Below are 22,906 nucleotides of genomic sequence, written 5' to 3'. Positions count from 1 at the left end.
GGTTACCGTCGGCGCGCGCACCGAGAACTGGGTCGCCATGCGTGCGACACGGTCTCCTGATCCGGCCGATGGAGCCCTGGTGGCCCTGGTGCGTCCAGAATGCGTCCCCGCGTCCGCGCGGGGGCGCATTCGCTTGTCCGGGGCAGGTGCCAACCGGTTGACTTCCGCCAGTCTGGGAGAAACCAGTGAACGAACGTCACCTTTTCGGTCCACGAACCGCAATCCGGTGTGACAAACCACTCGGTAGGTGGAACGATGGGTGCACCATCCCGTGCGGATCAGGGACGAGATGGTCATCCGGCCGGGCTCCCGGGGAGCCTCACCACCACCTGGTGCGGGCCCGCCGGATGCCCTGCATCACCGGGCTCGGACGGCCGGTGCGACGTCCTCGGCGACGATGCGCAGGATACGCTCGTGCGACGCGGCGTCACCGTTCGCGGGCAGGGTGATCACGAGTTCGTCGGTCGACCGCACGGCCGGGTCGGCGAGCAGCGCGTCGACGATGGCCGACGGCTCGCCGGAGACGACCTTGCTGAAGCGGAACGGCGGGTTCCCCGAGAGCGGGCGCCCCTCGTCGTCCATGCCGCTCGCGTACCCGGTGAGGAACTCCTCGTGCACGGCACGGTCGTGGTCGTCGAGCAGCGGGACCACGATCCGGCCGACGGCGACCTTCGGGGTGCGGTCGGGGTGCAGCTGGGCGAAGCGCTCGCGGTACGCGGCGATCTGGTCCGCCTGCGCCTCGGCGAACGGCGCTCCGGTGTCCTCGGTGTTCAGGGTCGAACAGTGCAGCAGCAGGCCCTTCTCGGCCGTCCGCACCGCGGTGCCCATGCTGCCGCCGCCCCACCACACGCGGTCGCGGAGTCCGGGGCTGAGGGGCTGCAGCGTGAGGTCGGCGTCGGCCGGGATGCTCTCGTAGCCCTTGCCGGCGGTGCCGAGCGGCTCGCCCTGCAGCACCTCGAGCAGGCGGGACGCGCGCGCCTCGGCCTCGTCGCGGAAGCTGCGGTCGGACGCGCCGAACACCGGGTCGAGGATCGGGCCGTAGCCCGCGATGCCGGTCGAGATGCCGAGCTGCACGCGGCCGTCGCTGAGGAGGTCGACCGTGCTGGCGTCCTCGGCGAGGCGGATCGGGTCCTCGTAGCGCATGCCGAGGACCGCGGTGCCGAAGCCGATCGTGCTGGTGCGCTGGGCGGCGGCCGCGAAGAAGGTCATCGGGCTGGTCAGGAACGGCTCGAAGTGGCGCCCGCGGACCCAGCCGGTGCCGTACCCGAGCGACTCGGCGGTCTCGAAGAGCCGCAGGCCGTCCTCGAGGGCAGCGGCGGCGCCGGCCGTGCCGCCGTGGTTCGGGACGAAGGAGAGGAAGCCGAGTTCGCGCACGACGTGAGTCTATGCGGACGCATCCATGCGTGGCCCAGGAGGCGCGGTGCCGGCCCGCGCCGCGCCTCCAGTCCGTCTCGTCGTCACCACCCACCTGGGAGGATCGTCCCATGACCGACGTCACCACCCAGCCCCCGCTCGTCGCCGCCCTGCCGGCGGCGGTCGACGGTGTCGTCGACCCGGACGCCGTGTACGAGGCGTTCGCGGCCTGGGCTGCCGAGGGCGGGCGCCCGCTCTACCCGGCGCAGGACGAAGCCGTGATCGAGCTCGTCTCCGGCGCCAACGTCGTGCTCTCGACGCCCACCGGCACCGGCAAGTCGCTCGTCGCCGCGGGTGCGCACTTCGCCGCGCTCGCCGAGGGCAAGCGGAGCTACTACACGGCGCCGATCAAGGCACTCGTCTCCGAGAAGTTCTTCCAGCTCGTCGAGCTGTTCGGCGCCCAGAACGTCGGCATGGTCACGGGCGACTCGAGCGTCAACGCCGATGCCCCGATCGTGTGCTGCACGGCGGAGATCCTCGCGAACCTCGCGCTCCGGCAGGGACCGGACGCCGACGTCGACGTCGTCGTGATGGACGAGTTCCACTACTACGGCGACCCCGACCGCGGATGGGCGTGGCAGGTGCCGCTGCTCGTCCTCGAACGGGCGCAGTTCCTGCTCATGTCCGCGACGCTCGGCGACGTCACGACCATCGCGGACGACCTCTCGCGCCGGACCGGACGGCCGACCGCGCGGGTCACCGGGGTCTCGCGTCCGGTGCCGCTCGAGTACGAGTACGTGATGACGCCCGTGCAGGAGACGGTCGAACGGCTGCTCGAGGAGGGCAAGGCGCCGATCTACATCGTCCACTTCGCCCAGGCCGCCGCACTCGAACGGGCGCAGGCGCTCATGTCGGCGCGTGTCGCGTCACGCGAACGCCGAGACCAGATCGCCGAGGCCATCGCCGGGTTCCGCTTCAGCGCCGGGTTCGGGCAGACCCTGTCCCGACTCATCCGGGCGGGCATCGGCGTCCACCACGCCGGCATGCTGCCGAAGTACCGGCGGCTCGTCGAGCAGCTCGCCCAGCGTGGGCTGTTGCCGGTGATCTGCGGCACCGACACGCTCGGCGTCGGCATCAACGTGCCGATCCGCTCGGTGCTGCTCACCGGGCTGACGAAGTTCGACGGCACGAAGATGCGACAGCTGTCTGCTCGTGAGTTCCACCAGATCGCCGGTCGAGCCGGTCGTGCCGGGTACGACACCGAGGGCGACGTCGTCGCCGAGGCGCCGGAGCACGACATCGAGAACGCCCGGGCGGTCGCCAAGGCCGGCGACGACCCCAAGAAGAAGAACAAGATCAAGCGGAAGAAGGCGCCGGACGGCTTCGTGTCGTGGGGCCAGGCGTCGTTCGAGCGGCTCATCGCGGCCGAGCCCGAGCCGATGGTCTCGCGGATGCGGATCACGCACGCGATGGTGCTCTCCGTCGTCGCGCGCGGCGGTTCGGCGTTCGAGTCCGTCCGGTCGCTCGTCTTCGACAACCACGAGCCCCGGTCGCGGCAGCTCGCGATGGCCCGGCGGGCACTGACCATCGCGCGGACGCTCATCAACGCGCGGGTGATCGAGAAGGTCGACGGGGAGTACCGGTTGACCGTCGACATCGCGCCGAACTTCGCGCTCAACCAGCCGCTCTCGCCGTTCGCGCTCGCGGCGTTCGAGCTGCTCGATCCGTCGTCTCCCAGCTACGCGCTCGACATGGTCTCGGTCGTCGAGGCCACCCTCGACGACCCGCGGGCGATCCTCTCGCAGCAGCAGTTCAAGGAGCGCGGCGAGGCCGTCGCCCGGATGAAGCAGGAGGGCATCGAGTACGACGAGCGGATGGAGCTGCTCGAAGAGGTCACCTGGCCCAAGCCGCTGGACGAGCTGTTGACGGCCGCCTACGAGGCCTACGCCGCCGAGCAGCCGTGGGTCCTCGACTTCGCGCTCTCGCCCAAGGCCGTCGTGCGCGACATGTACGAGCGGGCGATGACCTTCGGCGACTTCGTGCGGTTCTACCAGCTCACCCGCTCCGAGGGGCTCGTGCTCCGGTACCTGTCCGACGCGTACCGGACGATGCGGCAGACGATCGCCGACGAACAGCGCACCCCGGAGCTCGACGACCTGATCGAGTGGCTCGGCGAGGTCGTCAAGCAGACCGACTCCTCGCTCGTCGACGAGTGGGAGGCCCTGCTGAACGGTGACGTCCTGCTCGCGTCGGAGGAACACGAGGAGATCGCGCCGCCGCAGCCCTCGCGGCTCACCGGGAACCCGCGGGCGTTCCGGGTGCTCGTGCGCAACGCCCTGTTCCAGCGGGTGCTGCTCGCCGCCGCCGACGACGTCGCCGGACTCGCGGCGCTGGACGGTGCGGCGGGCTTCGGCGAGGACGCGTGGGACGCCGTGCTCGAGGAGTACTACGAGGCGCACGACGAGATCGGGACGGGTGCCGACGCCCGCTCTATGCAGTACCTGGTGCTCGACGAGGCCGGGGCCACCGGGGTGTCCGGGGCGGCGGGCGCGTCGGGCTCGGCGCGCGTCTGGCATGCGCGGCAGATCTTCGCCGACCCCGCCGGCGACAAGGACTTCGGGTTCTCCGCCACGATCGACCTCGACGCGTCGGACGAGGCGGGCGAGGCCGTGGTGCGGGTCACCGAGATCGGGCGCTTCGACGGCTGGTCGGACGTGGACGTCGACTGATGCCCGTGGTGCGCGAGCTCGGCGGCTCCTCGGCCGACGGTGACGTCGCCGCGCTGCAGGACCTGCTCGAGTCGGTGCCGGACTACGCGTTGCGGATCACCGGGTACCCGCCGGGGCCGTCCGACGGGCTGAGCGCGCTGCTGTCGGTGCCGGACGGGTTCGATCCCGCGGGGAAGGTCGGGCTCGGGCTGTGGGAGGGGGAACGGCTCGTGGCGTTCGCGGACGTGTTGCTCGGGTACCCGTCGCCCTCCGTCGCGTACATCGGGCTGCTGGTCGTCCGAGGGGGCGAGCAGGGTCGGGGGCTCGGGCGGGCGATGCACGACGCGGTCGTCGAGCGGGTCCGGGTGGCGTCCGGGCGCTCGGGTGTGGGCCGCTCGGGCGTGGAGCGCTCGGGCGTGGAGCGCTCGCGCCTGGAGCGTTTGCGTGTGGAGCGCTTGCGCCTCGGGATCGTCGCGACGAACGCGTCGGTGGCGGAGCCGTTCTGGCGGGCGCTCGGGTACGAGCCGACGGGGGAGGAGAAGCCGTACCGGTACGACCACCTCGTCAGTACGGTCGCGCTCTGGGAGCGGCCGCTCTGACACCTCGGGCGGTCCGCCGTCAGCGCCCGGAAGCCCGGCGCAGCGCCGCGAGCAGAGCGTCGCCGTCCGCGACGTCGTACAACGCGAAGTTGCCTCGTGGCGCAGGGAAGCCCTCGAGGCCGGTGTTGGCGTACTGCCGGACGGACTCGCTGCCGGCGACGAACAGCGTGTCGAGATGGCGGGTGTCGTCCCACTCGACGCTGACGTGCCCTGCAGTGCGATCGACGTACCAGTCGGTCCGTCGCGCGTCCGTTTCACGGGTCCGCCGTCCGTTCGTCACGAAGACACGGCGATCGGTGACCGCGTAGACCTCCGTCCGCTTGCGGTGCCGCTTCACGAGGAAGCGTCCGCCGAGCAGGTGGAGACCCGCCAGGACGAGGAGGAGCAGGATCGCGACGACGGCTCCGTTCGCGCCTCCGCGGATCGTCGCCACGAGGGCCCACCCGACGAACGCGAGGAAGAATGTGCCGAACGGGATGAGGTACCGATCGGCGTCGACGAGCATGCGCGACGGGTCGCTCCGCCCGACCCACAGGAGTTCCTCGCCGTCGTGGAGACACCGCTCGACCAGGCGTCGGGCGGTCAGACGGCTTGCGTCGTCCACGGAGCGATCGTTCGTGTCAGGGCGGCGGGTGTCCGAGCGGCGGGTGTTCGCCGCCGCATCAGAACAGGGTCGCGGGCGGGGTCGCCTCGGGCAGCGCGGCCGGTTCGGTGACCTCGACCCCGGGCCACCCCGGGCCGTGCGGCACCTCGGTGCCCTGCTGGTAAGCGGTCGCGGCACCACGGGCACGGACGTCCGCTGCCTCGTTCATCTCGTGCCCGACGTGGCCGCGGACCCACTCGAACGTGACCTTGCGGCCCTGCAGCTCGGCGTCGAGCTCCTTGATGATCTCGACGTTCAGCACGGGCTTGCCGTCGGCCTTCCGCCAGCCCTTCCGCTTCCAGCCCGCGAGCCACTCGGTGCACGCCTTGATCGCGTACTGGCTGTCGCAGAGGATGTGCAGCGGCTCGCCGGTGTCCTTCGTGGCGCGGAGCAGCTGGAGGACGGCCGTCAGCTCGCCCTGGTTGTTCGTGGCGTTCGGCCACCCACCGGCGGCCCAGCGGTCGTCATCGACGTACCAGGCCCAGCCGGCCGGGCCGGGGTTGCCGAGGGCTGAGCCGTCTGCTGCGGCGACGATCGTCACGGTGGGACCTCCTGCGTGTGGCGAGTGCTGGTCAACCGTAACGGACCGGACCGACCCTCGGCGTCAGCGGTTCGCGGGGGAGATGTTGAGGGTGGCGTCCTCGTTGAGCCACTTGTCGCCGCGCAGCTCGAGGTAAGGGTTCATCCACTCGAACTGTTCGGGGGTGACGCCGAAGCGCTTCGACACCGTGGTGAGGTCGTCCCCGTGCGACACCATGTACCAGGTGGGCGTGCCGTCGACGTCCTTCACGTACCCGTACGCACCCGGGCGGGCCTTCCCCACGGTCACGCGAAGGTCGGGGTAGGGGTTCGGGATCTTCCACGTCAGCGTGCCGACCGCGAGCACCGAGCCGACCCACGGACGGTCCGCGTCGCTGCTGCCGTCGCCGGACGACATCGGCACCAGGACGGCGCTCGCGAGGTAGTCGGGCCGTGCACCGGCGTCGAGCGTGTACGAGTCGGGCGGTCCGGACGCGCGGTCCCACTGCACGAACCCACGGGCGACCGCGTCGTAGCCGTCCTGGAACCCGGCGACGCGGTGGCGGAACTGGATCGACATCGGCTGCGGGTTTGTCGTCCGGTAGTCCGAGAGGTGCACCGTGAACACACCGTCGGCATCGGCCGTGACCCGCACGTGGATCGACGTGTCCCCGGTCTTCGACACGACGTCGGTCTCGGCGGCGACCGTCCCGGCGGGGAGGACCTGCTCGGGGGTCGGGGAGGCGGAGGGCGTCGGTCGCTCGGTGGCGTCCGGTCCCTGCACGGCCAGTCGGGTCGGGGTCGGCACCGGATCGGGTCCGCTGAACACCGAGCAGCCGGTCAGTCCGATGGCTGCGACCGCCGACAGCTGCACCACCGCAGTCGTCCGTCCCCTCGTCACCGCTCGTCGCATGATCCCCCTCGTCCCCGGCCGGCGTCGGATCTCGCCTGGCTCGCGGTGATCGTAGCGTGGGGTCGAGGCGCGTTCCGGACTCGTGACCGGATCGGTACCGATGCTGCGGGATCGAGCGGTCGCCCTCGGGCGGACCACCGGTCGGGTGCGTCGATCGGACTGCCGGGGACGTCGCTCGGGCAGCGAGGCCTACGGTCGGCGCCATGAGCGACAGCATCCCCGACGTCCCGGGCCCCGAGGACTCCGACGACCGCGCACGCACCGACGCCCTGCGCGAGGCCGCACACCACGAGGGCGCGGACGGCGTCGGGGAGCGTGAGCAGCGCGCTGCCGACACCTCGTACAGCCCGTCGAGCGAGCGGGAGACCGAGGCGTCGCAGACGTCGCAGCGTGATCGTGCCGACCTCGAGGCGGACGGCATCGACCCCTCGCGGATCGTCGCCGCTCCGGGCACGGGTGGTGCCGACGACGCGGGAGACGTGGAGCCGGAGCCCGGCGACCTGCACCTGCCGTGGCAGTCCGAGGAGGACCGCCGGGGCTAGCTCGCCACCCGGTCGAGTTCGCGGACGAGCTCCTCACCGTCGCGGACGTCCCAGAACGCGAACGGCTGCGGGCCGAAGGCGAACGCGTCGAGACCCGTGTTCGCGTAGAGGCGTGCCGCTCCGGAACCGCTGACGAACGCCGGGAGCCCGGACGGCTGGCCGGTGTTCCACTCCACCGAGCAGTGCCGACGGTCCTTGCTCCACGTGATGGTCCGGTCGGTGCGGCCCACCGAGACCTCTCGCGAGCCGCGGGGTGTGATGACGAGCGCTCGGCGAGACGTCACCGCGTACACCGTGGTGCGCTTCCGGTGACCCTTCAGCAGGAAACGGCCGAAGACGAAGAACAGGCCGAGCAGGATGAAGACGCCCCCGAAGACGAGGAAGAACGTCGGTGCGCCGGACGTCGCGGCGGTGACCTCCCAGTACACGGCGAACCCGCACCAGAGCACCGAGAAGGGCACCAGGAACACGTCCTGTCCGGCGAACAGCTTCGCCGGATCGCTCGTCCCCGCCCAGTACAGGTGCTCGTCCGGCCGGAGGTGTTCACGCGCGGTCTGTTGAGGATCGTTCACCCCGAAGAACCTACGCGCGTCAGGACACCGAGTCCGGGTGGGACCCCGTGCGCTGCCCCGACTCGAGCGACGCGATCGCTGCCAGGTCGTCGTCGCTCAGCACGAACCCGTCGACGTCGAGGTTCGACCGGATCCGCGACGGCGTCACCGACTTCGGCAGCACCACCACACCCTGCTGCACGTTCCACCGCACGAGCACCTGCGCCACGCTCACACCGTGGGCGTCCGCGATGCCGGTGAGCACCGGCTCGTCGATGAGCCGCCCGCGTCCGAGCGGCGACCAGGCCTCGGTCACGATCCCGTGCTGCGCGTGGAACGCCGTGAGCTCACGCTGCGGCAGCCACGGGTGCCGCTCGACCTGGTTCACCGCCGGGACCTCGCCCGTCTCGTCGATGAGTCGTTCGAGGTGCGGCACCTGGAAGTTCGAGACCCCGACGCTGCGCGCGCGCCCCGACTCGCGCAGCTCGACGAGGGCGCGCCACGTGTCGACGTAGCGGTCGTTCGCCGCGGCCGGCCAGTGGATCAGGTAGAGGTCGACGGTGTCGAGCCCGAGTCGCTCGAGGCTCGCGTCGAACGCCCGCAGGGTCGCGTCGCGCCCCTGGTGGTCGTTCCACACCTTGGTCGTCACGAAGACGTCGTCACGGTCGAGCCCGGAGGCGCGGATCGCCTTCCCGACGCCGGTCTCGTTGCCGTACATCTCGGCGGTGTCGACGTGCCGGTAGCCGGCGTCGAGCGCGAGACCGACCGCCGTCTCGGCCTCGGTGTCGTCGACCTTGTAGACGCCGAAGCCGATGGCGGGGATCGATGCGCCGTCGCGGAGGGGGACTGAGGTGACCATGCACCCATCCTGCCGGTCGTGGCGGGGGTGCGCCGCGCCTCCAGGCTGGGCGTCGCGCCACGTCATCGACGTGACACGCGTCGATCGACGCGTGGGACGTCGAAACACGCGTGTTCCGCGGCCTAGGTGGGGATGTTCACCGGCTCCGTGTCGGGGATGGGGCTCGCGTCGCGACCACGCAGGTCGGGCAGCCAGCGCCTCGTGACGAGCGGCAGGACGACGCCCACCGCGGCCATCACGGCGCCGACCATCATCCCGCCGGTCGCCCCCTGGCTGTCGATGAGGAAGCCGGCGACCGCGGAACCGCCCGCTGCACCGATGAGCTGGCCGGTGCCCATCCAGCCGTACGCCTCGGCCGTGTCGGAGAACTTCACCGTCGCCGAGACCGAGCCGAACATGACCGCGAGGGCCGGAGCGATGCCCGCGCCGGCGATGACCAGGGCGAGGCAGAGCCACCAGAAGTTCGTGCCGCCCACGGCCAGGGCGAGTCCGACGAACACGATCGACATCCGCGTCCACAGGGTGTTGCGCGAGATCGGCAGGTGGCCCAGTGTGAGGCCGCCGATGAGCGACCCGACCGCGAAGACGGCGAGGACGATGCCGGCGTTCGGGCTGCCCTCGCCGAAGACGCTGGTGACGCTCGCCTCGACCGCGGCGCAGGCCCCGATGAGGAGGAGGCCGGTGAGGGTGGCGACGACGACCGACGGCCGCTTCAGGACGACGCCGAACGCGCGCTTCGACCGCGGGATGCGGACCCGGCCGAGCTCGGGGGAGGCGATGAACCACGTGCCGCCGACGACCAGGAACACCATCGCGACGACGATCGCCTGGACGGTGCCGATCTGCGTCGCGACGAACGTCGTGATGACCGGGCCGGCGACCCAGATGAGCTCCTGCGCGCTCGCGTCGAGGGAGAAGAGGGGCGTGAGCTGCGACGAGGTCACCATCTTGGGGTAGATGGTGCGCACCGCCGGCTGCACGGGCGGGACGGCGAGGCCGCCCAGGAACCCGACGACCACGTAGGCCCACAGCGGCATGACGAAGAACGCGATGACGGCCATGCTCACGAGCGCGACGAGGCTCGTCAGGACGAGCACCGGCCGCATGCCCCAGCTGCCCATCCAGCGGCTGGTGAGCGGACCCGCGATCGCCTGCCCGATGCTCGTCGTCGCGAGTACGAGACCGGCGGCGCCGTACGAGTCGAAGACGTGCTCGACGTGCAGCAGGTAGGCCAGCGACAGCATGCCGAAGGGGAACCGTGCGGTGAGCTGCGCGGCGATGACGCGACCCACGCCGGGAGTCTTGAGGAGGGGGCCGTACGTGCTCACGAGACGAGTGTACGGACCGGACGGACGGCCCTGTCACCCGTCCGGGGGAGGTGTGGACGGCGAGCTGCCCGCGACACGCCGACACGCTGATTCCACACATGTGGATCGACGCTGTCCACGGGTGTGGGGAAGTGTCGGTGGTCCGCTGGAGAATGGCGGAATCACGGGCCTCTCCGAGGTGTTCACACTGTGGAGGAGCTTGTGGAGAACTACACGGCTGTAACACTTCCTCTTGTGGTCGGTGACTCCGCCAGCCACTAGATGTAGTGTGGAGGCATCGCAGCGGCCCCTCCCGGAACCTGCTGCACACAGGCATCAAGACAACCACCACAGCAACAGCAGAACCAGGGGAGATCATGGCCGTCACCGTCTACACCAAGCCGTCCTGCGTCCAGTGCACCGCGACGTACCGGGCGCTCGACAACAAGGGCATCCAGTACGAAGTGCACGACGTCTCCACCGACGAAGCCGCGCTCGAGCACGTGAAGAGCCTCGGCTACCTGCAGGCGCCCGTCGTCGTCACGGACGACGACCACTGGTCGGGCTTCCGTCCCGACAAGATCGCGACGCTCAGCGCCGAACTCGCGTAGTTCGACCCACGTCCGCGGGTGGTGACCCGAGCTCGTTCAGGAGGCTCGGATCACCACCGCAGGACATCCACGGTCCGTCTGTCCGCACCTTCTCATCGGAGGGGCACCATGAGCCGACTGGTCTACTTCTCGAGCGTGTCCGGGTACACCGCACGCTTCGTCGAGAAGCTCGGCCGTGACGCGGACCGGATCCCGCTCTACCCGAACGACCCGTTCCTCCACGTGGACGAGCCGTACGTGTTGGTGCTGCCCACCTACGGTGGCGGCAACGGGCAGGGAGCGGTCCCCAAGCAGGTCATCAAGTTCCTCAACGACGAACGCAACCGCTCGCTCATCCGCGGTGTGATCGTCGGGGGCAACACGAACTTCGGCGAGGCCTACGGCCTTGCGGGGGACGTCATCGCACGCAAGTGCAACGTCCCCGTCCTCTACAGATTCGAACTCTTCGGGACTCCTGACGACGTGTCAGCGGTCAACACAGGATTGGATGCATTTTGGACGCAGCAGTTGCAGACGTCGATCTGACGTCGCCGCAGACGGGGATGGACTACCACTCCCTCAACGCGATGCTCAACCTCTACGACGCGGACGGGAACATCCAGTTCGACAAGGACCGTGAAGCCGCGAAGCAGTTCTTCCTGCAGCACGTCAACCAGAACACCGTCTTCTTCCACAACCTGAAGGAGCGGCTCGACTACCTGGTCGAGAACGAGTACTACGAGCGCGAGACGATCGACATGTACTCGCTGGACTTCATCCAGAAGCTCAACGACCTGGCGTACTCGAAGAAGTTCCGGTTCCAGACGTTCCTCGGTGCGTTCAAGTACTACACGAGCTACACGCTCAAGACGTTCGACGGCAAGCGCTACCTCGAGCGCTTCGAGGACCGCGTCGTGATGACCGCCCTCGGCCTCGCACAGGGCAACGAGCAGCTCGCGATCGACCTCGTCGAGGAGATCATCGCCGGCCGCTTCCAGCCCGCGACCCCGACGTTCCTCAACACCGCGAAGGCCCAGCGCGGCGAGCTCGTCTCCTGCTTCCTCCTCCGCATCGAGGACAACATGGAGTCGATCTCGCGCGGCATCAACTCCTCGCTGCAGCTCTCGAAGCGCGGCGGCGGCGTGGCCCTGCTCCTCTCCAACATCCGCGAGGCCGGCGCCCCGATCAAGCAGATCGAGAACCAGTCCTCGGGCATCATCCCCGTGATGAAGCTGCTGGAAGACTCCTTCTCCTACGCGAACCAGCTCGGTGCGCGTCAGGGTGCCGGCGCGGTCTACCTCAGCGCCCACCACCCGGACATCATGCGGTTCCTCGACACCAAGCGTGAGAACGCCGACGAGAAGATCCGCATCAAGACGCTGTCCCTCGGCGTCGTCGTGCCGGACATCACGTTCGAGCTCGCGAAGAACAACGAGGACATGTACCTCTTCTCGCCGTACGACGTCGAGAAGGTCTACGGCATCCCGTTCGGCGACGTCCCGATCTCCGAGAAGTACCGCGAGATGGTCGACGACTCGCGCATCAAGAAGACGAAGATCAAGGCGCGTGACTTCTTCACCACGATCGCCGAGATCCAGTTCGAGTCGGGCTACCCGTACATCGTGTTCGAGGACACGGTGAACAAGGCCAACCCGATCAAGGGTCGGATCAACATGTCCAACCTGTGCTCGGAGATCCTGCAGGTCAACACCCCGACGACGTTCAACGAGGACCTCTCGTACAACGAGATCGGCAAGGACATCTCCTGCAACCTCGGCTCGCTGAACATCGCGCTGACGATGGACTCGCCGGACTTCGGTCGCACCATCGAGACCGCCATCCGCGGCCTCACCTCGGTGTCGCAGATGTCGCACATCACGTCGGTCCGCTCCGTCGAGGACGGCAACGACAAGTCGCACGCCATCGGCCTCGGCCAGATGAACCTGCACGGCTACCTCGCTCGTGAGCGCGTGTACTACGGCTCCGAAGAGGGCATCGACTTCACGAACATCTACTTCTACACGGTGCTGTTCCACGCCCTTCGTGCGTCGAACAAGATCGCGATCGAGACCGGCGAGACCTTCGACGGGTTCCGCGACTCGAAGTACGCGTCGGGCGAGTTCTTCGACAAGTACACCGACCAGGCGTGGACCCCCGCCACGGCTCGCGTTGCCTCGCTCTTCGACAACGCGAACATCACGATCCCGACGCAGGACGACTGGAAGGCGCTGAAGGCGTCCATCCAAGAGCACGGCATCTACAACCAGAACCTGCAGGCCGTCCCGCCGACCGGTTCGATCTCGTACATCAACCACTCGACGTCGTCGATCCACCCGATCGCGTCGAAGATCGAGATCCGCAAGGAAGGCAAGCTCGGTCGCGTCTACTACCCGGCGCCGTTCATGACGAACGACAACCTGGACTACTACCAGGACGCATACGAGATCGGTGCCGAGAAGATCATCGACACGTACGCCGCGGCGACGCAGCACGTGGACCAGGGCCTGTCCCTGACGCTGTTCTTCAAGGACACCGCCACCACGCGTGACATCAACAAGGCGCAGATCTACGCATGGCGCAAGGGCATCAAGACGATCTACTACATCCGTCTCCGCCAGCTCGCGCTCGAGGGCACCGAGGTCGAGGGCTGCGTGTCCTGCATGCTCTGATCGCTCGCGCGATCATCTTTGGACTGGAGGCGCGGGGCGGCCCCGCACCGCGCCTCCAGTCCGTCACTTAGTCACCATCTCTTGAAGGAAACGTGCGTTGGTCGAGAAGCTGAAGCTCATTGATCGGGTCCAGGCCATCAACTGGAACCGCATCCAGGACGACAAGGACGTCGAGGTCTGGAACCGCCTCGTCAACAACTTCTGGCTGCCCGAGAAGGTGCCGCTGTCGAACGACGTGCAGTCGTGGAACACGCTGACGCCGGCCGAGCAGAAGCTGACCATGCGCGTCTTCACCGGCCTGACGCTCCTGGACACCATCCAGGGCACCGTCGGCGCCGTGTCGCTCATCCCCGACGCGATCACCCCGCACGAAGAAGCCGTCTACACGAACATCGCATTCATGGAGTCTGTGCACGCCAAGAGCTACTCGTCGATCTTCTCGACCCTCGCGTCGACGCCCGAGATCGACGAAGCCTTCCGCTGGTCCGAGGAGAACCCGAACCTGCAGAAGAAGGCCCAGATCGTCATGGACTACTACCAGGGCGACCAGCCGCTGAAGCGCAAGGTCGCTTCGACGCTGCTCGAGTCGTTCCTGTTCTACTCCGGGTTCTACCTGCCGATGCACTGGTCGTCGCGGGCGAAACTGACGAACACCGCCGACCTCATCCGCCTGATCATCCGTGACGAAGCCGTTCACGGGTACTACATCGGGTACAAGTACCAGAAGGGGCTCGAGCAGCTCACGCAGGCCGAGCGTGACGAGTTGAAGGACTACACGTTCTCGCTCCTGTTCGAGCTGTACGAGAACGAGGTGCAGTACACGCAGGACCTCTACGACGAGGTCGGGCTGACCGAGGACGTCAAGAAGTTCCTGCACTACAACGCCAACAAGGCGCTGATGAACCTGGGCTACGAGCCGATGTTCCCGAAGAACATCACGGACGTGAACCCGGCCATCCTCTCGGCTTTGTCGCCGAACGCTGACGAGAACCACGACTTCTTCTCGGGGTCGGGGTCGTCGTACGTGATCGGCAAGGCTGTGAACACTGAGGACGAGGACTGGGACTTCTGAGTCTGGTCTGATTCGTGGGGGCGCCCCGTTGGCTTCGGCTGACGGGGCGTTCTTCGTTCACGGGCGGAGTCGCTGATGCGGCCGAATAGGGGGCGCTCATCGAGATTCGTTCCGGACGAGCTATGTGAGACGTGAAGGCCGTGGCGCGCGTGCCGTGGGAGGCGGTGTCCGATGGAGGACCGGCTAACGGACGCCAAGAGTCATGTGCCTGTGTAGTGGATCTCGACCTTGCCGCCGAGCTCCCTAGCGAGGTGTTCGCTCAAGCGTTGTCCCTCGGCGTACCACTCCGCATCACGTTCCTTCGAGACGAGCCACGGCTGATTCATTCGCGCGTGGTCGAGGTAGTAGTCGGTCCAAGCGCGGAGCTTCGAGGTGAGCCCGGGCGACAGCCCGAGCGATGACGGGGTGAGCATGCCGCCGTCCCAGAGCGGCCACTGGGCTTCGTAGTCGCAGAACATGTTGATGCGACGGCGCTCCGAATGGTCCATGCCGACAACGTAGCCGCGACCGGACACGGATCGTCTACCGAGGCGCAGGATCGCTGCGTGCCTTCGCGATCAGGTCTAGCCGGCTCTCACTACCTCGCAGGTGTCGATCCAACGGGCCAACGTGCTCAGAGTGGCGAGTTGCTCAAGGCCGACTTGCTTTGGGATCTCCTCTGTGCTGTGAGTTGCGGGATTTCTGATTGCGCCGAAGACGCCTTGGCTGAAACTGAGGATTCCACCCCGCATCGCTTTCACTGTGAGGTCAGTGTCGGCACCGGGCCACCTGAGACGCGGTCGCCCTGGCTCGGGCGGTCCCAGGGAAAAGGCTTGACCCATCAGATCGCGATCAGAAATGTCGGTGCGGGAGACCAGATCCTGGACATGGGCGTTGAGGAATGTTGCTGCGCGTTGCACGGCCGCCGAGTGATGTCCGTCGTTCCAAAGATTTTGCGCGGCTCCCCAGACAATCGGATGAAGGGCATCCGCGGACATGGCTGGTGCGGCTGAACCCCTGATGTGAGCACGGGTCTCCTCCTGGGTGATCAGCCGACCTAGGGCGTACTGAACATGGCCTATTCCCGCTTGAAGCTCCACAAAATTGTGTCCCGACGGAACGGGTGTCACGAGGCGCGGAGCAGGTGTGCCGAGGACCGCGGTTGTGATCGCTCGCGTCTGGTCCTCCTGCTCGCGGAGCTTCGCAGTTTGGGCGCTCTCGGACGTAAACGAGTACTTAGCTAGCCCGCTTCGGCCGGCGTCGAGCGCCTGCCGGGCGTTCGTGATCCACCATTCCAAACGAGAGCGAGCCCACTCGGGATCGAAATCAACAGGCACTGGTACAGGTTACGGACTGCAAGGGTGGGGTGCTCGGTAACTCTTGCCACTCGGGGTGGTGAGTGGTCTATCCCGAACTCGCAGCGTCGATCGGGGTATCCATCAAGCTGAGACGAAACGGCAGGGCGTTGACGCCGTCCAGTAGACGATCGGTTACCGACACCATGCTTGCGGTCGTGTCGGTCGTTCCTGCGAGGATGTTTGGATGGCACTCACGCGAACTGAACACATCGCCCACACCGGTAGTGGTGACGTCAAGGCCCTTCGGGCCGCCACCGAGGAGATTGGCGACCTCCTGAACGCCAAGCTCCCCGAGGCTCGCAGCTACTTCTCCGGGCTCGTTGCAGGGGAGGACGCGTCGTCGACGGAACACATTCGCGAAGCTTGGAAGGACTTCGACGAGGACGGTCGCGAGCCGGAAACGGGCAGCATCAGTGCGGCGTATGGGCCGCGCGATGGCGCCTTCGATGTGTACGTCAACATCGTCGTTGACGTCCGGTCGCGGCACGTGTCGGGCACGGTTGCTGGATTCAAGCGTGACGAGGTCAGAGCACTCGCGTCTGAGATCCGGGCCATTCTCAAGCGCCACCTCTCCTAGCCGACACCGGCGGTCGATCAGCCCAACGAGACAACCAACCGCCGGGATCGTCCGCTGAGGGGACCGGTGCCAAAGTTGTGGCCCAGGAGGCCGAGCGAGTCCTACGTTCGTCGGGTAGGTTCCCACTGCGCGCGAGCATCATCGATCTATGACTCCCGACAACGCTGTCGACGAAACCTCCTCGGACCACAGCCCAGCCACTACGCCGATCGCCACGATCTATCAGAACTCGGACCAGATCGCGGGCATCCTCCAGCAGATATTCCGTCAGCCACTTATCACTGACGAGACCCGCGATACCTCAGCCGACACCGGATCCGACATCGGCTCCGATGCGTCGGCAAGCGGAGATGCAGCGGGGAAGGCACGTATCCCGTTCGTCGGAGGCGCCGAGCTCGGTCTGCACGGTCAGGCCGGGTTGAAGACCAGCTGGACCCAAAACACCGGGACGGCATCTCGGCAGCAGTTCGTGTACTCCCAGGCGTACTACCTCCATCTCGTCCGGGAGCATCTCGCCGAGAAGGGCCTCCTTGCGAAGCTCGCGACGGCGGACGGAGCGTCTGCGCTGCATCCCGGCGCTTTCGTCGAGTACACGACGTCGTTTGATCCTGTTGAGCTGACCCTTGCGCTGGACGTCATCTCGCCCGAACTCGTCGATGCTGTCGCCCGCTATCTGGTGCGACGCGATTACCTTTCGTCGTTCCCAGAAGATGGAGGACACGAAGCTCGTGTCCAGCACGCCGAGAAGATGGAGATCGAGTCGACCGCGAAAGGCGAGCTCGCGAGAGCCATCACGGAAGCGGTCAAGGCCGATACGCGTCAGGCGACGACGATCGAGTACTACGGGCGCGTCGCGAGTGACCCTGCGTTGACCGCGATCACGGTCTGTGAGCGAACGCACTTCATCATCGAGGATCCGGACCGGCTCCTCGACGGGACGTTCACCGTCCTCGGGAAGGTCATCGCCCCGGTCGCGACCGACGTGCCGACCTTCGGCCGGAACAAGCTGCTGCGGAACCTTGCACCAAGCGCCCTCGACGCCGGCATCGAGCGCCTCCAGGAGCTACTCGGGACCGCACCTGAAGTCGGCGGCACTTCCCCCTCTGACTATGTGGACCTCAAGCTTGATTCCCGCGTGCGAGGAGCATCACTGCGCGTCATCCCCCTCGCGATCTTCTCGTGACCGTAAAGCGAGGGTCTGCCCATGGACCACGAGCTGCGCCGACATGGTAGTAACGTGACCGGAAGCCGATGGGCTACGGAGACGGGTTGAAGCGAGCGTCGCGAACAAGATCCGCATCCTCCCGGTTCTCGGCGAAGACGGGCACGTGGGTCGGCGGCGATGGTCCGTGCGGGGGACCCAGCAAGACACTGCCTGGGCTTGACAGGCAACATGCGCGCCGGGCCGACCATGTCGGGGCTGCCTGGCCCTGTGATCGGGAGTGGCAGGCAGCGTGGCGCTGCTCCACGGCACACTAGAGCCATGAGGCAGGAAGACAACGATGACGAACTCTTCCGGCTCGGGCCCCGTGACCGCCACACGCACTCGATTCAGTCTCCCGCAGGCTGGAAGGATCTAGCGGTCACGCTGACGTTGTTCGGTCTGAGCCTGCCGATGCTCGTTGTTGGTTGGTTCGGAGTCCTGCTCTCGATGTTCGCCTTCGACGCGTGCGGTGACGGGGGATGCAACTACACCGCCGGATCGGTCGCCTACTTCGGCTTCCCGATCGCGGCCGCCTTCAGCACAGTGCTTTGGGCGTCCGTCGCTCACCGCCGCCGGCGGACCCGCCGTCGCGCGTGGATGTCTGGAGCAGCAGCAGTTCTTAGCATCGTCGCCCTGTTTTCCCTCGCTGTGACCGTCGTCCATTTTGCAGCGCAGCCAAACTGAGCTGTCCGGTCCGGATACCGAAGGCGTGCATCTATGGCTGTCCAACGTCTCACAGCCAGATTGGCTAGAGCGATGGCGTCGGGCGGCGAGAAGGGATTGGCTAGCTATTGTGCCGATCAGGGTAGGCTCCTGACCACCGACATATCAGGAGCCGGTAAGTCGACTTTGCTCAGCACTAGTCAAAGCGGTAGCTGCCACCGTTCCGTGGTCGGCTAGGGAACGCTGACGGCACCGCGCACGACGGGTTGAAAGGTCACGGATTTGATCACGCGTCAGCGGCGTCTCGCGGTAGGGGTGGGAGTATTCGCCGCCGCTCTCGCCCTGGGGGGCTGCACCGATACTCACCATGACCCGTCCCCCTCGAACACGAGCAACCCGGCGTCGACTCCGTCGGCGGCCGTGTCCGCTTCAACAGCGCCGGTAGTCCACATGGAGCCGGCCGACGATGGAGTGACGGTCATCAACACCGTCGACGATCAGCAGGGATCGTCCTTGCTAGGAGACTTCACGGCGAAGAAGCGCATCGCCTTCGTCTACGTCACCTGCTCAGGACCGGGCAACATCGATCTCGTCGTCAAGCCCCTGGGGACGTACCAGCTCAACTGTGACCAGACAGGACCGGGGTCGTTGAACCAGTTCGAGGTGGGCGTCGGCGCGTCCTACGCGGTGACCATCAACGGCCGAGACGGTCAGACATGGGCAGCGACCATCGCCGAGAGCGACACGGGGAACTGACCTCGAGATCCGCTGGCGCCCGAAGCTGGAAGTACCTCATCCGCCTCGAAGCCAAGCCGCAATGAACTGCGCGGAGGAGAGGCAACGGTCGCAAGACCCGATCTGTTGAGACGCCGACACACGCTGGCCTCAAGAATCCCTAGGGCATGCCCGCTCGCAGGGGGGAAAGGCAGTATCAGTGGAAAACCTCGCTCTGGCACCGTTACGCCGGCGGCGTGGTCCCCGCACCCTCGGTGTCGTCCGCACCCGCAGCCCCTGTCCCGGCCTGGTCGAGGTTCTCGTTCGGGTCGCCCATGTCCCCGGTCGCCGCGCCAGCTGCGGACAGCCCGAAGTGTTTGCGGACAGCATTCGCCTCAGCGAGCGACAGGGTGTGATCGGCGCCGAGGGCCGGCGCGCCCTGGATCGAGCTCTTCGCGTACCCGACGTGCAGATCCGTGCCGTCGAAGGTGGCGTCTTCGACCGGGACGAGCACTTGATGCCTCCCCAGCAGTCCCGTCGCGACGCTGACGTAGGCAGCACTGCCGTCCTCGTCGGAGGGGAACACTTGCGTCACCTTGCCGACCGTCGCGCCGTCGCGATCACGGATCGTCGCGCTCTCGACCTGATGGATGAGGCTCTTGGGGATCATGGCCACAGTCAACGCCGTGCGTCTGACGCTTCGCCCCCGACGGTGCGATCCAGCCTCCGGGCAATGCCCGGTCGATCCCGCACCAGGTCCACCGCAGGCGAAGACGCTCTCGACCGCTCCACGCTCCGCCTCATCACCGACATGTGAGCTGCGGCCCCGCCCGTTGCCGAAGCCTCGCGGCGTGGCACCTTTGTGCTCTTTCCGGACTTGCGTATCTGATGTATCAAGTACTTGAATGGTGCTGTCGGCAATGCGGCCGGCGACGAGGCCGGCGCTGGCGCCGGAGGACGAGGGGAACGTTGATGAAGCATTCGACCAATGGGCGGATCGCCTCGATCGGCGCAGCGTGCGCTGTCGTGGCAGCATCTGTCATCGGAGCAGCCCCGGCCAATGCCGTGGTACTGGCGCCCGCCGCGAGCGATGAGGTCCCTCCGCGTACGCCGTCGGCAGTGTTGTCGGCCATCCGCGCTGAGCTGGCTGCTTCCGGGTCCTTCTCCGACGTTGCGGCCTTCGACCGCCTCAGCGCTGATCAGCGCCACGAACTCGCCTCGTACTTCCTGGATCCAGCTGCAGCGTCGGCGGCAACGGCCAAGTCGGCCGAGAGCGTCCTCGGCCCGACGACCGTTCGCACGAGCGGAGACTTCGAGTGGGGCGCTGCGCAAGAACCGTCGGAGGCCGTGCCTGATGAGGGCTCGATCGAGGCCAGGGCGTCGCGGTCGTCCTGGGGGACGCAGTGGTTCGCCTTCGCTGGTATCCGGCTCACCGAGACCAAGGTCTCGATGTCGTACGAGTACAGCGGCACGACAGCGAAGAAGATGCTCGGCTACTCGTGCACCGTCGTCAAGAACGTCCAGCCCTTCACGGAGGTGAGAACCTCCAAGAGCAGCGGGTACGTCAGTGGCGGGCAGGCCACGGCGAAGTGCAAGGTCACTGTGAAGCGCGGGGTGCTGACTCCGTGGGGAACGATCGCCTGGAGCACCTACTCAGCGGTTCAGCGCCTCAGCGCGAAGGGCAACGGCGCGATCACCGCCAACCGCTGGGAGTGAACGAGGCTGCACGACGGACCGAGGAGGAAACCATGAACCCATTCGTCCCGACAGTGTTCGACGGCGCGCTGATGGCCCTGTCGGTCGTCGCACTGCTCCTGGCTCTCGCGGCCTTCATCTCCCTGTTGCTCGCCACGACGGCATCGGGCTGGCGTTTGCTCGCCTGGGCCCTCGTCATCCTCTTCGTCCCGATCGTCGGGCCGGCAACGTGGTTCGTCGCTCGGCGACGTGAACGGTCGGTCGCGCGCGGTCAAGGGTGACCCCAAGACCAGCGGGACCTGTTCAGCGGACGGTTGTCGCGCATCCAGACCAAATCGAGAAGCGTCTAGCGTCCTGACGGGACCGTGGCGCCGACGAGCTCCGCCCGCACGATGTCCGCACCAGCGGACAGCGCACTGAGCTTCCCGAGCGCCGCACCCCGCGCCAGCGGCGCCATCCCACAGTTCGAGCTGGGGATGAGCTTGTCCGCATCCACGAACTCCAGCGCCCGCCGCAGCACCTCCGCGACCTCGTCCGGGGTCTCGACGACCTCGGTCGCGACGTCGATCGCCCCGAGCATGACCTTCTTCCCCCGGATGAGCTCCACGAGGTCGAGCGGCACGTGGGAGTGGATGCACTCCAGCGAGACGATGTCGATCGACGACTGCTGCAGCAGCGGGAACGACTGCTCGTACTGCCGCCACTCTGCCCCGAGGGTCTCCTTCCACTTGTTGTTCGCCTCGATGCCGTAGCCGTAACAGATGTGCACGGCAGTCTCGGCGCGCAGGCCCTCGGTAGCGCGTTCGAGTGCGGCCACGCCCCAGTCCTGCACCTCGTCATGGAAGACGGTGAAGGCAGGCTCGTCGAACTGGATGATGTCGACGCCGGCGTCCTGCAGTTCGCGGGCCTCTTGGTTGAGGATCGTGGCGAACTCCCACGCCAGCTTCTCGCGAGACTTGTAGTGCTGGTCGGAGAGCGTGTCGATCATGGTCATCGGCCCGGGCAGCGCCCACTTGATCGGCCGGTCGGTCTGCGCGCGGAGGAACTTGGCGTCGTCGACGAACACTGGCGCGGGACGGCTCACGGCGCCGACGACCGTGGGGACAGCAGCGTCGTAGCGGTCGCGGATCCGGACGGTCTCCTTGCGCTCCTGGTCGATGCCGTCGAGGTGCTCGATGAACGTCGTGACGAAGTGCTGGCGGGTCTGCTCACCGTCGCTGACGATGTCGATCCCGCGGTGCTCCTGCTCGTGCACGGCGGACCGGAGTGCGTCCTGCTTGCCCTCGGTCAGGGTGGCGCCGTCGAGCTGCCAGGGGGACCAGAGGCGCTCGGGCTCGGCGAGCCAGGACGGCTTCGGCAGGCTGCCGACGATCGCGGTGGGGAGGAGTGAACTCATGGAGGTGACGGTCCAGACGGTCAGCGGGCGGGGACGGGCTCGGCAGCGAACTGCGAGAGGAGCGCGTGGTGCGGCGTCACGAGGTGCTCCTCGGTCCACCGGCCCTGGGTGATCCCGAGGCGGCTGCGCTCCTCGCGGTCGTAGGTGACCGGCGTGGGCGTGAAGTCGGTGTGGTCGAGGGTGGGGCGGTAGGTGCTGCCGGCGGGGGTGTTCGCGGCGTAGATCTCCGGGCGGTAGATCTTTTGGAACGTCTCCATGGTGGCGATCGTGCCGATGAGCTGGAGGTCCGTGTAGTCCGTGGTGACATCGCCGCGCGTGTAGAACGCGAGCGGGGCCGACGCTCCGGCGGGCTGGAAGTACCGGACCCGCATGCCCATCCGGCCGAAGTAGTCGTCGGTGAGCGAGGAGTGCTCGTGCTCGTACTCGGCACCGAGGACGGGGTGGACGTACCCGGTCCGGCGGTAGGTCTGGCTCGTCGAGACGCTGATGCAGACGACGGGCTCGGCGCCGAACTCCGAGCGGAACGCGGGGGACTCAAGGAAGCGCTGGAAGAGCGCCCCGTGCAGCACACCGAAGTCGGACGGCAGGCCCTCGGACGACGGCAGCAGCACCGAGAAGTCGTAGTCGCGCAGGTACGACGAGAAGTTGTTGCCGAGGATGCCGTGGTGGCGCTCGCCGGTGTGCTGGTCGACGATCGTGACGTCGAGCATCTCGAGCAGCGGGAACTCGGCGTCCGATCCACCGTCGGAGAACTGCAGTGCGGCCGAGACGATGTCGAGCTGCAGGCGGTAGCGATCACCGGCAGCCGAGAGCTCGTTCGCGCGCTCGTCGATCATCGCCAGCGCAGCACGGAGGTTCTCCTGCCGGCGCTCGCCGCGCGCCAGGTTGGCGAAGTTCGTGGTCAGCCGGGAGCTGTCCGACGGGGAGTAGTCCTCGTCGAACCGGGTCCGGGTGATGCTGAAGGTGATCTCGCTCGCCATGATGCATCGATCATG

25 protein-coding genes are annotated in these 22,906 nt (G+C 67.3%); 13 read left to right on the top strand and 12 right to left on the bottom strand.

Annotated elements, in window-relative coordinates; genetic code table 11:
• Positions 1-357: 357 nt before the first annotated feature.
• Positions 358-1,374 carry an LLM class flavin-dependent oxidoreductase gene (locus tag WFH25_RS16665; protein WP_229085511.1) on the bottom strand — a complete coding sequence of 339 codons (1,017 nt, stop codon included), beginning with the start codon at positions 1,372-1,374 and terminating at the stop codon, positions 358-360.
• 110 nt (positions 1,375-1,484) lie between these two features.
• On the opposite strand from WFH25_RS16665, the gene WFH25_RS16660 reads away from it, so the two are divergent.
• Positions 1,485-4,082 (top strand): DEAD/DEAH box helicase, encoded by a 2,598-nt coding sequence (locus WFH25_RS16660; protein ID WP_336698633.1) that lies wholly within the window; start codon positions 1,485-1,487, stop codon positions 4,080-4,082.
• Positions 4,082-4,660, top strand: a complete 579-nt coding sequence (locus tag WFH25_RS16655) for a GNAT family N-acetyltransferase (RefSeq protein ID WP_336698632.1) — start codon at positions 4,082-4,084, stop codon at positions 4,658-4,660. Before WFH25_RS16660 ends, WFH25_RS16655 begins: the two co-directional genes overlap by 1 nt.
• 19 nt (positions 4,661-4,679) lie before the next feature.
• Here the strand turns inward: WFH25_RS16655 and WFH25_RS16650 are convergent, their stop codons facing one another.
• The 3 genes from WFH25_RS16650 to WFH25_RS16640 all read right to left on the bottom strand — a co-directional run bounded on the left by WFH25_RS16650 (position 4,680) and on the right by WFH25_RS16640 (position 6,735).
• On the bottom strand, positions 4,680-5,264 hold the full coding sequence (locus WFH25_RS16650) for a hypothetical protein (protein ID WP_336698630.1): 585 nt from the start codon (positions 5,262-5,264) through the stop codon (positions 4,680-4,682).
• A gap of 58 nt (positions 5,265-5,322) precedes the next feature.
• Positions 5,323-5,844, bottom strand: coding sequence for a ribonuclease H family protein (locus tag WFH25_RS16645; RefSeq protein ID WP_070417909.1), 522 nt, complete (start codon positions 5,842-5,844; stop codon positions 5,323-5,325).
• Between the two features lie 63 nt (positions 5,845-5,907).
• On the bottom strand, positions 5,908-6,735 hold the full coding sequence (locus WFH25_RS16640; RefSeq protein WP_336698628.1) for a hypothetical protein: 828 nt from the start codon (positions 6,733-6,735) through the stop codon (positions 5,908-5,910).
• Positions 6,736-6,938: 203 nt separating this feature from the next.
• Here WFH25_RS16640 and WFH25_RS16635 point away from each other — a divergent pair, with 203 nt between their 5' ends.
• Positions 6,939-7,277 (top strand): hypothetical protein, encoded by a 339-nt coding sequence (locus tag WFH25_RS16635; protein WP_070417911.1) that lies wholly within the window; start codon positions 6,939-6,941, stop codon positions 7,275-7,277.
• Here WFH25_RS16635 and WFH25_RS16630 read toward each other — a convergent pair.
• The 3 genes from WFH25_RS16630 to WFH25_RS16620 form a co-directional block, all read right to left on the bottom strand.
• Complete coding sequence (locus WFH25_RS16630) at positions 7,274-7,849, bottom strand: hypothetical protein (protein ID WP_336698627.1); 576 nt, start codon at positions 7,847-7,849, stop codon at positions 7,274-7,276. The two genes, WFH25_RS16635 and WFH25_RS16630, sit on opposite strands and share 4 nt — an antisense overlap.
• 19 nt (positions 7,850-7,868) lie before the next feature.
• Positions 7,869-8,687 carry an aldo/keto reductase gene (locus WFH25_RS16625; RefSeq protein WP_071295673.1) on the bottom strand — a complete coding sequence of 273 codons (819 nt, stop codon included), beginning with the start codon at positions 8,685-8,687 and terminating at the stop codon, positions 7,869-7,871.
• Between the two features lie 122 nt (positions 8,688-8,809).
• Positions 8,810-10,015 carry an MFS transporter gene (locus WFH25_RS16620; protein WP_336698626.1) on the bottom strand — a complete coding sequence of 402 codons (1,206 nt, stop codon included), beginning with the start codon at positions 10,013-10,015 and terminating at the stop codon, positions 8,810-8,812.
• A gap of 356 nt (positions 10,016-10,371) precedes the next feature.
• Between WFH25_RS16620 and nrdH the strand changes: the two genes are divergently transcribed.
• From nrdH to nrdF, 4 genes are all read left to right on the top strand, one after another.
• Positions 10,372-10,605, top strand: coding sequence for a glutaredoxin-like protein NrdH (gene nrdH, locus WFH25_RS16615; protein ID WP_022904483.1), 234 nt, complete (start codon positions 10,372-10,374; stop codon positions 10,603-10,605).
• 108 nt (positions 10,606-10,713) lie between these two features.
• On the top strand, positions 10,714-11,130 hold the full coding sequence (nrdI, locus tag WFH25_RS16610; RefSeq protein ID WP_022906556.1) for a class Ib ribonucleoside-diphosphate reductase assembly flavoprotein NrdI: 417 nt from the start codon (positions 10,714-10,716) through the stop codon (positions 11,128-11,130).
• Between the two features lie 17 nt (positions 11,131-11,147).
• Positions 11,148-13,253 carry a class 1b ribonucleoside-diphosphate reductase subunit alpha gene (gene nrdE / locus WFH25_RS16605; protein ID WP_083295195.1) on the top strand — a complete coding sequence of 702 codons (2,106 nt, stop codon included), beginning with the start codon at positions 11,148-11,150 and terminating at the stop codon, positions 13,251-13,253.
• Positions 13,254-13,350: 97 nt separating this feature from the next.
• Positions 13,351-14,325 (top strand): class 1b ribonucleoside-diphosphate reductase subunit beta, encoded by a 975-nt coding sequence (gene nrdF / locus WFH25_RS16600; RefSeq protein ID WP_071303048.1) that lies wholly within the window; start codon positions 13,351-13,353, stop codon positions 14,323-14,325.
• A 200-nt stretch (positions 14,326-14,525) separates the two neighbouring features.
• On the opposite strand, the gene WFH25_RS16595 is transcribed toward nrdF, so the two are convergent.
• Together WFH25_RS16595 and WFH25_RS16590 are read right to left on the bottom strand one after the other, a co-directional pair.
• Complete coding sequence (locus WFH25_RS16595; protein ID WP_336698624.1) at positions 14,526-14,813, bottom strand: hypothetical protein; 288 nt, start codon at positions 14,811-14,813, stop codon at positions 14,526-14,528.
• Positions 14,814-14,888: 75 nt separating this feature from the next.
• Complete coding sequence (locus tag WFH25_RS16590; protein WP_336698623.1) at positions 14,889-15,641, bottom strand: TIGR02391 family protein; 753 nt, start codon at positions 15,639-15,641, stop codon at positions 14,889-14,891.
• A 205-nt stretch (positions 15,642-15,846) separates the two neighbouring features.
• On the opposite strand from WFH25_RS16590, the gene WFH25_RS16585 reads away from it, so the two are divergent.
• From WFH25_RS16585 to WFH25_RS16570, 4 genes are all read left to right on the top strand, one after another.
• A complete protein-coding gene (locus WFH25_RS16585) occupies positions 15,847-16,239 on the top strand; it encodes a hypothetical protein (RefSeq protein ID WP_336698622.1) in 393 nt (130 codons plus the stop codon).
• A gap of 148 nt (positions 16,240-16,387) precedes the next feature.
• Positions 16,388-17,422, top strand: coding sequence for a DUF6414 family protein (locus tag WFH25_RS16580; protein ID WP_336698620.1), 1,035 nt, complete (start codon positions 16,388-16,390; stop codon positions 17,420-17,422).
• A gap of 300 nt (positions 17,423-17,722) precedes the next feature.
• Positions 17,723-18,127, top strand: coding sequence for a hypothetical protein (locus WFH25_RS16575; protein ID WP_336698619.1), 405 nt, complete (start codon positions 17,723-17,725; stop codon positions 18,125-18,127).
• A gap of 429 nt (positions 18,128-18,556) precedes the next feature.
• Positions 18,557-18,862 carry a hypothetical protein gene (locus WFH25_RS16570; protein ID WP_336698618.1) on the top strand — a complete coding sequence of 102 codons (306 nt, stop codon included), beginning with the start codon at positions 18,557-18,559 and terminating at the stop codon, positions 18,860-18,862.
• 202 nt (positions 18,863-19,064) lie between these two features.
• On the opposite strand, the gene WFH25_RS16565 is transcribed toward WFH25_RS16570, so the two are convergent.
• A complete protein-coding gene (locus WFH25_RS16565) occupies positions 19,065-19,490 on the bottom strand; it encodes a hypothetical protein (protein WP_336698617.1) in 426 nt (141 codons plus the stop codon).
• A gap of 356 nt (positions 19,491-19,846) precedes the next feature.
• On the opposite strand from WFH25_RS16565, the gene WFH25_RS16560 reads away from it, so the two are divergent.
• Together WFH25_RS16560 and WFH25_RS16555 are read left to right on the top strand one after the other, a co-directional pair.
• On the top strand, positions 19,847-20,536 hold the full coding sequence (locus tag WFH25_RS16560) for a hypothetical protein (protein WP_336698616.1): 690 nt from the start codon (positions 19,847-19,849) through the stop codon (positions 20,534-20,536).
• Positions 20,537-20,568: 32 nt separating this feature from the next.
• Complete coding sequence (locus WFH25_RS16555) at positions 20,569-20,796, top strand: PLDc N-terminal domain-containing protein (RefSeq protein ID WP_336698615.1); 228 nt, start codon at positions 20,569-20,571, stop codon at positions 20,794-20,796.
• Between the two features lie 65 nt (positions 20,797-20,861).
• Here WFH25_RS16555 and WFH25_RS16550 read toward each other — a convergent pair whose 3' ends face one another.
• Together WFH25_RS16550 and WFH25_RS16545 are read right to left on the bottom strand one after the other, a co-directional pair.
• Positions 20,862-21,911 (bottom strand): methionine synthase, encoded by a 1,050-nt coding sequence (locus tag WFH25_RS16550; RefSeq protein ID WP_336698614.1) that lies wholly within the window; start codon positions 21,909-21,911, stop codon positions 20,862-20,864.
• Positions 21,912-21,931: 20 nt separating this feature from the next.
• Positions 21,932-22,891: a putative oxygenase MesX gene (locus WFH25_RS16545; RefSeq protein WP_336698613.1), complete on the bottom strand. Its 960-nt coding sequence runs from the start codon at positions 22,889-22,891 to the stop codon at positions 21,932-21,934.
• Positions 22,892-22,906 lie beyond the last annotated feature (15 nt).

Origin of the sequence: Curtobacterium sp. USHLN213, from assembly GCF_037144815.1 — a bacterium.
In the GTDB taxonomy this organism is placed as follows: domain Bacteria; phylum Actinomycetota; class Actinomycetes; order Actinomycetales; family Microbacteriaceae; genus Curtobacterium.
This window is presented reverse-complemented; position numbering and strand designations above follow the sequence as displayed.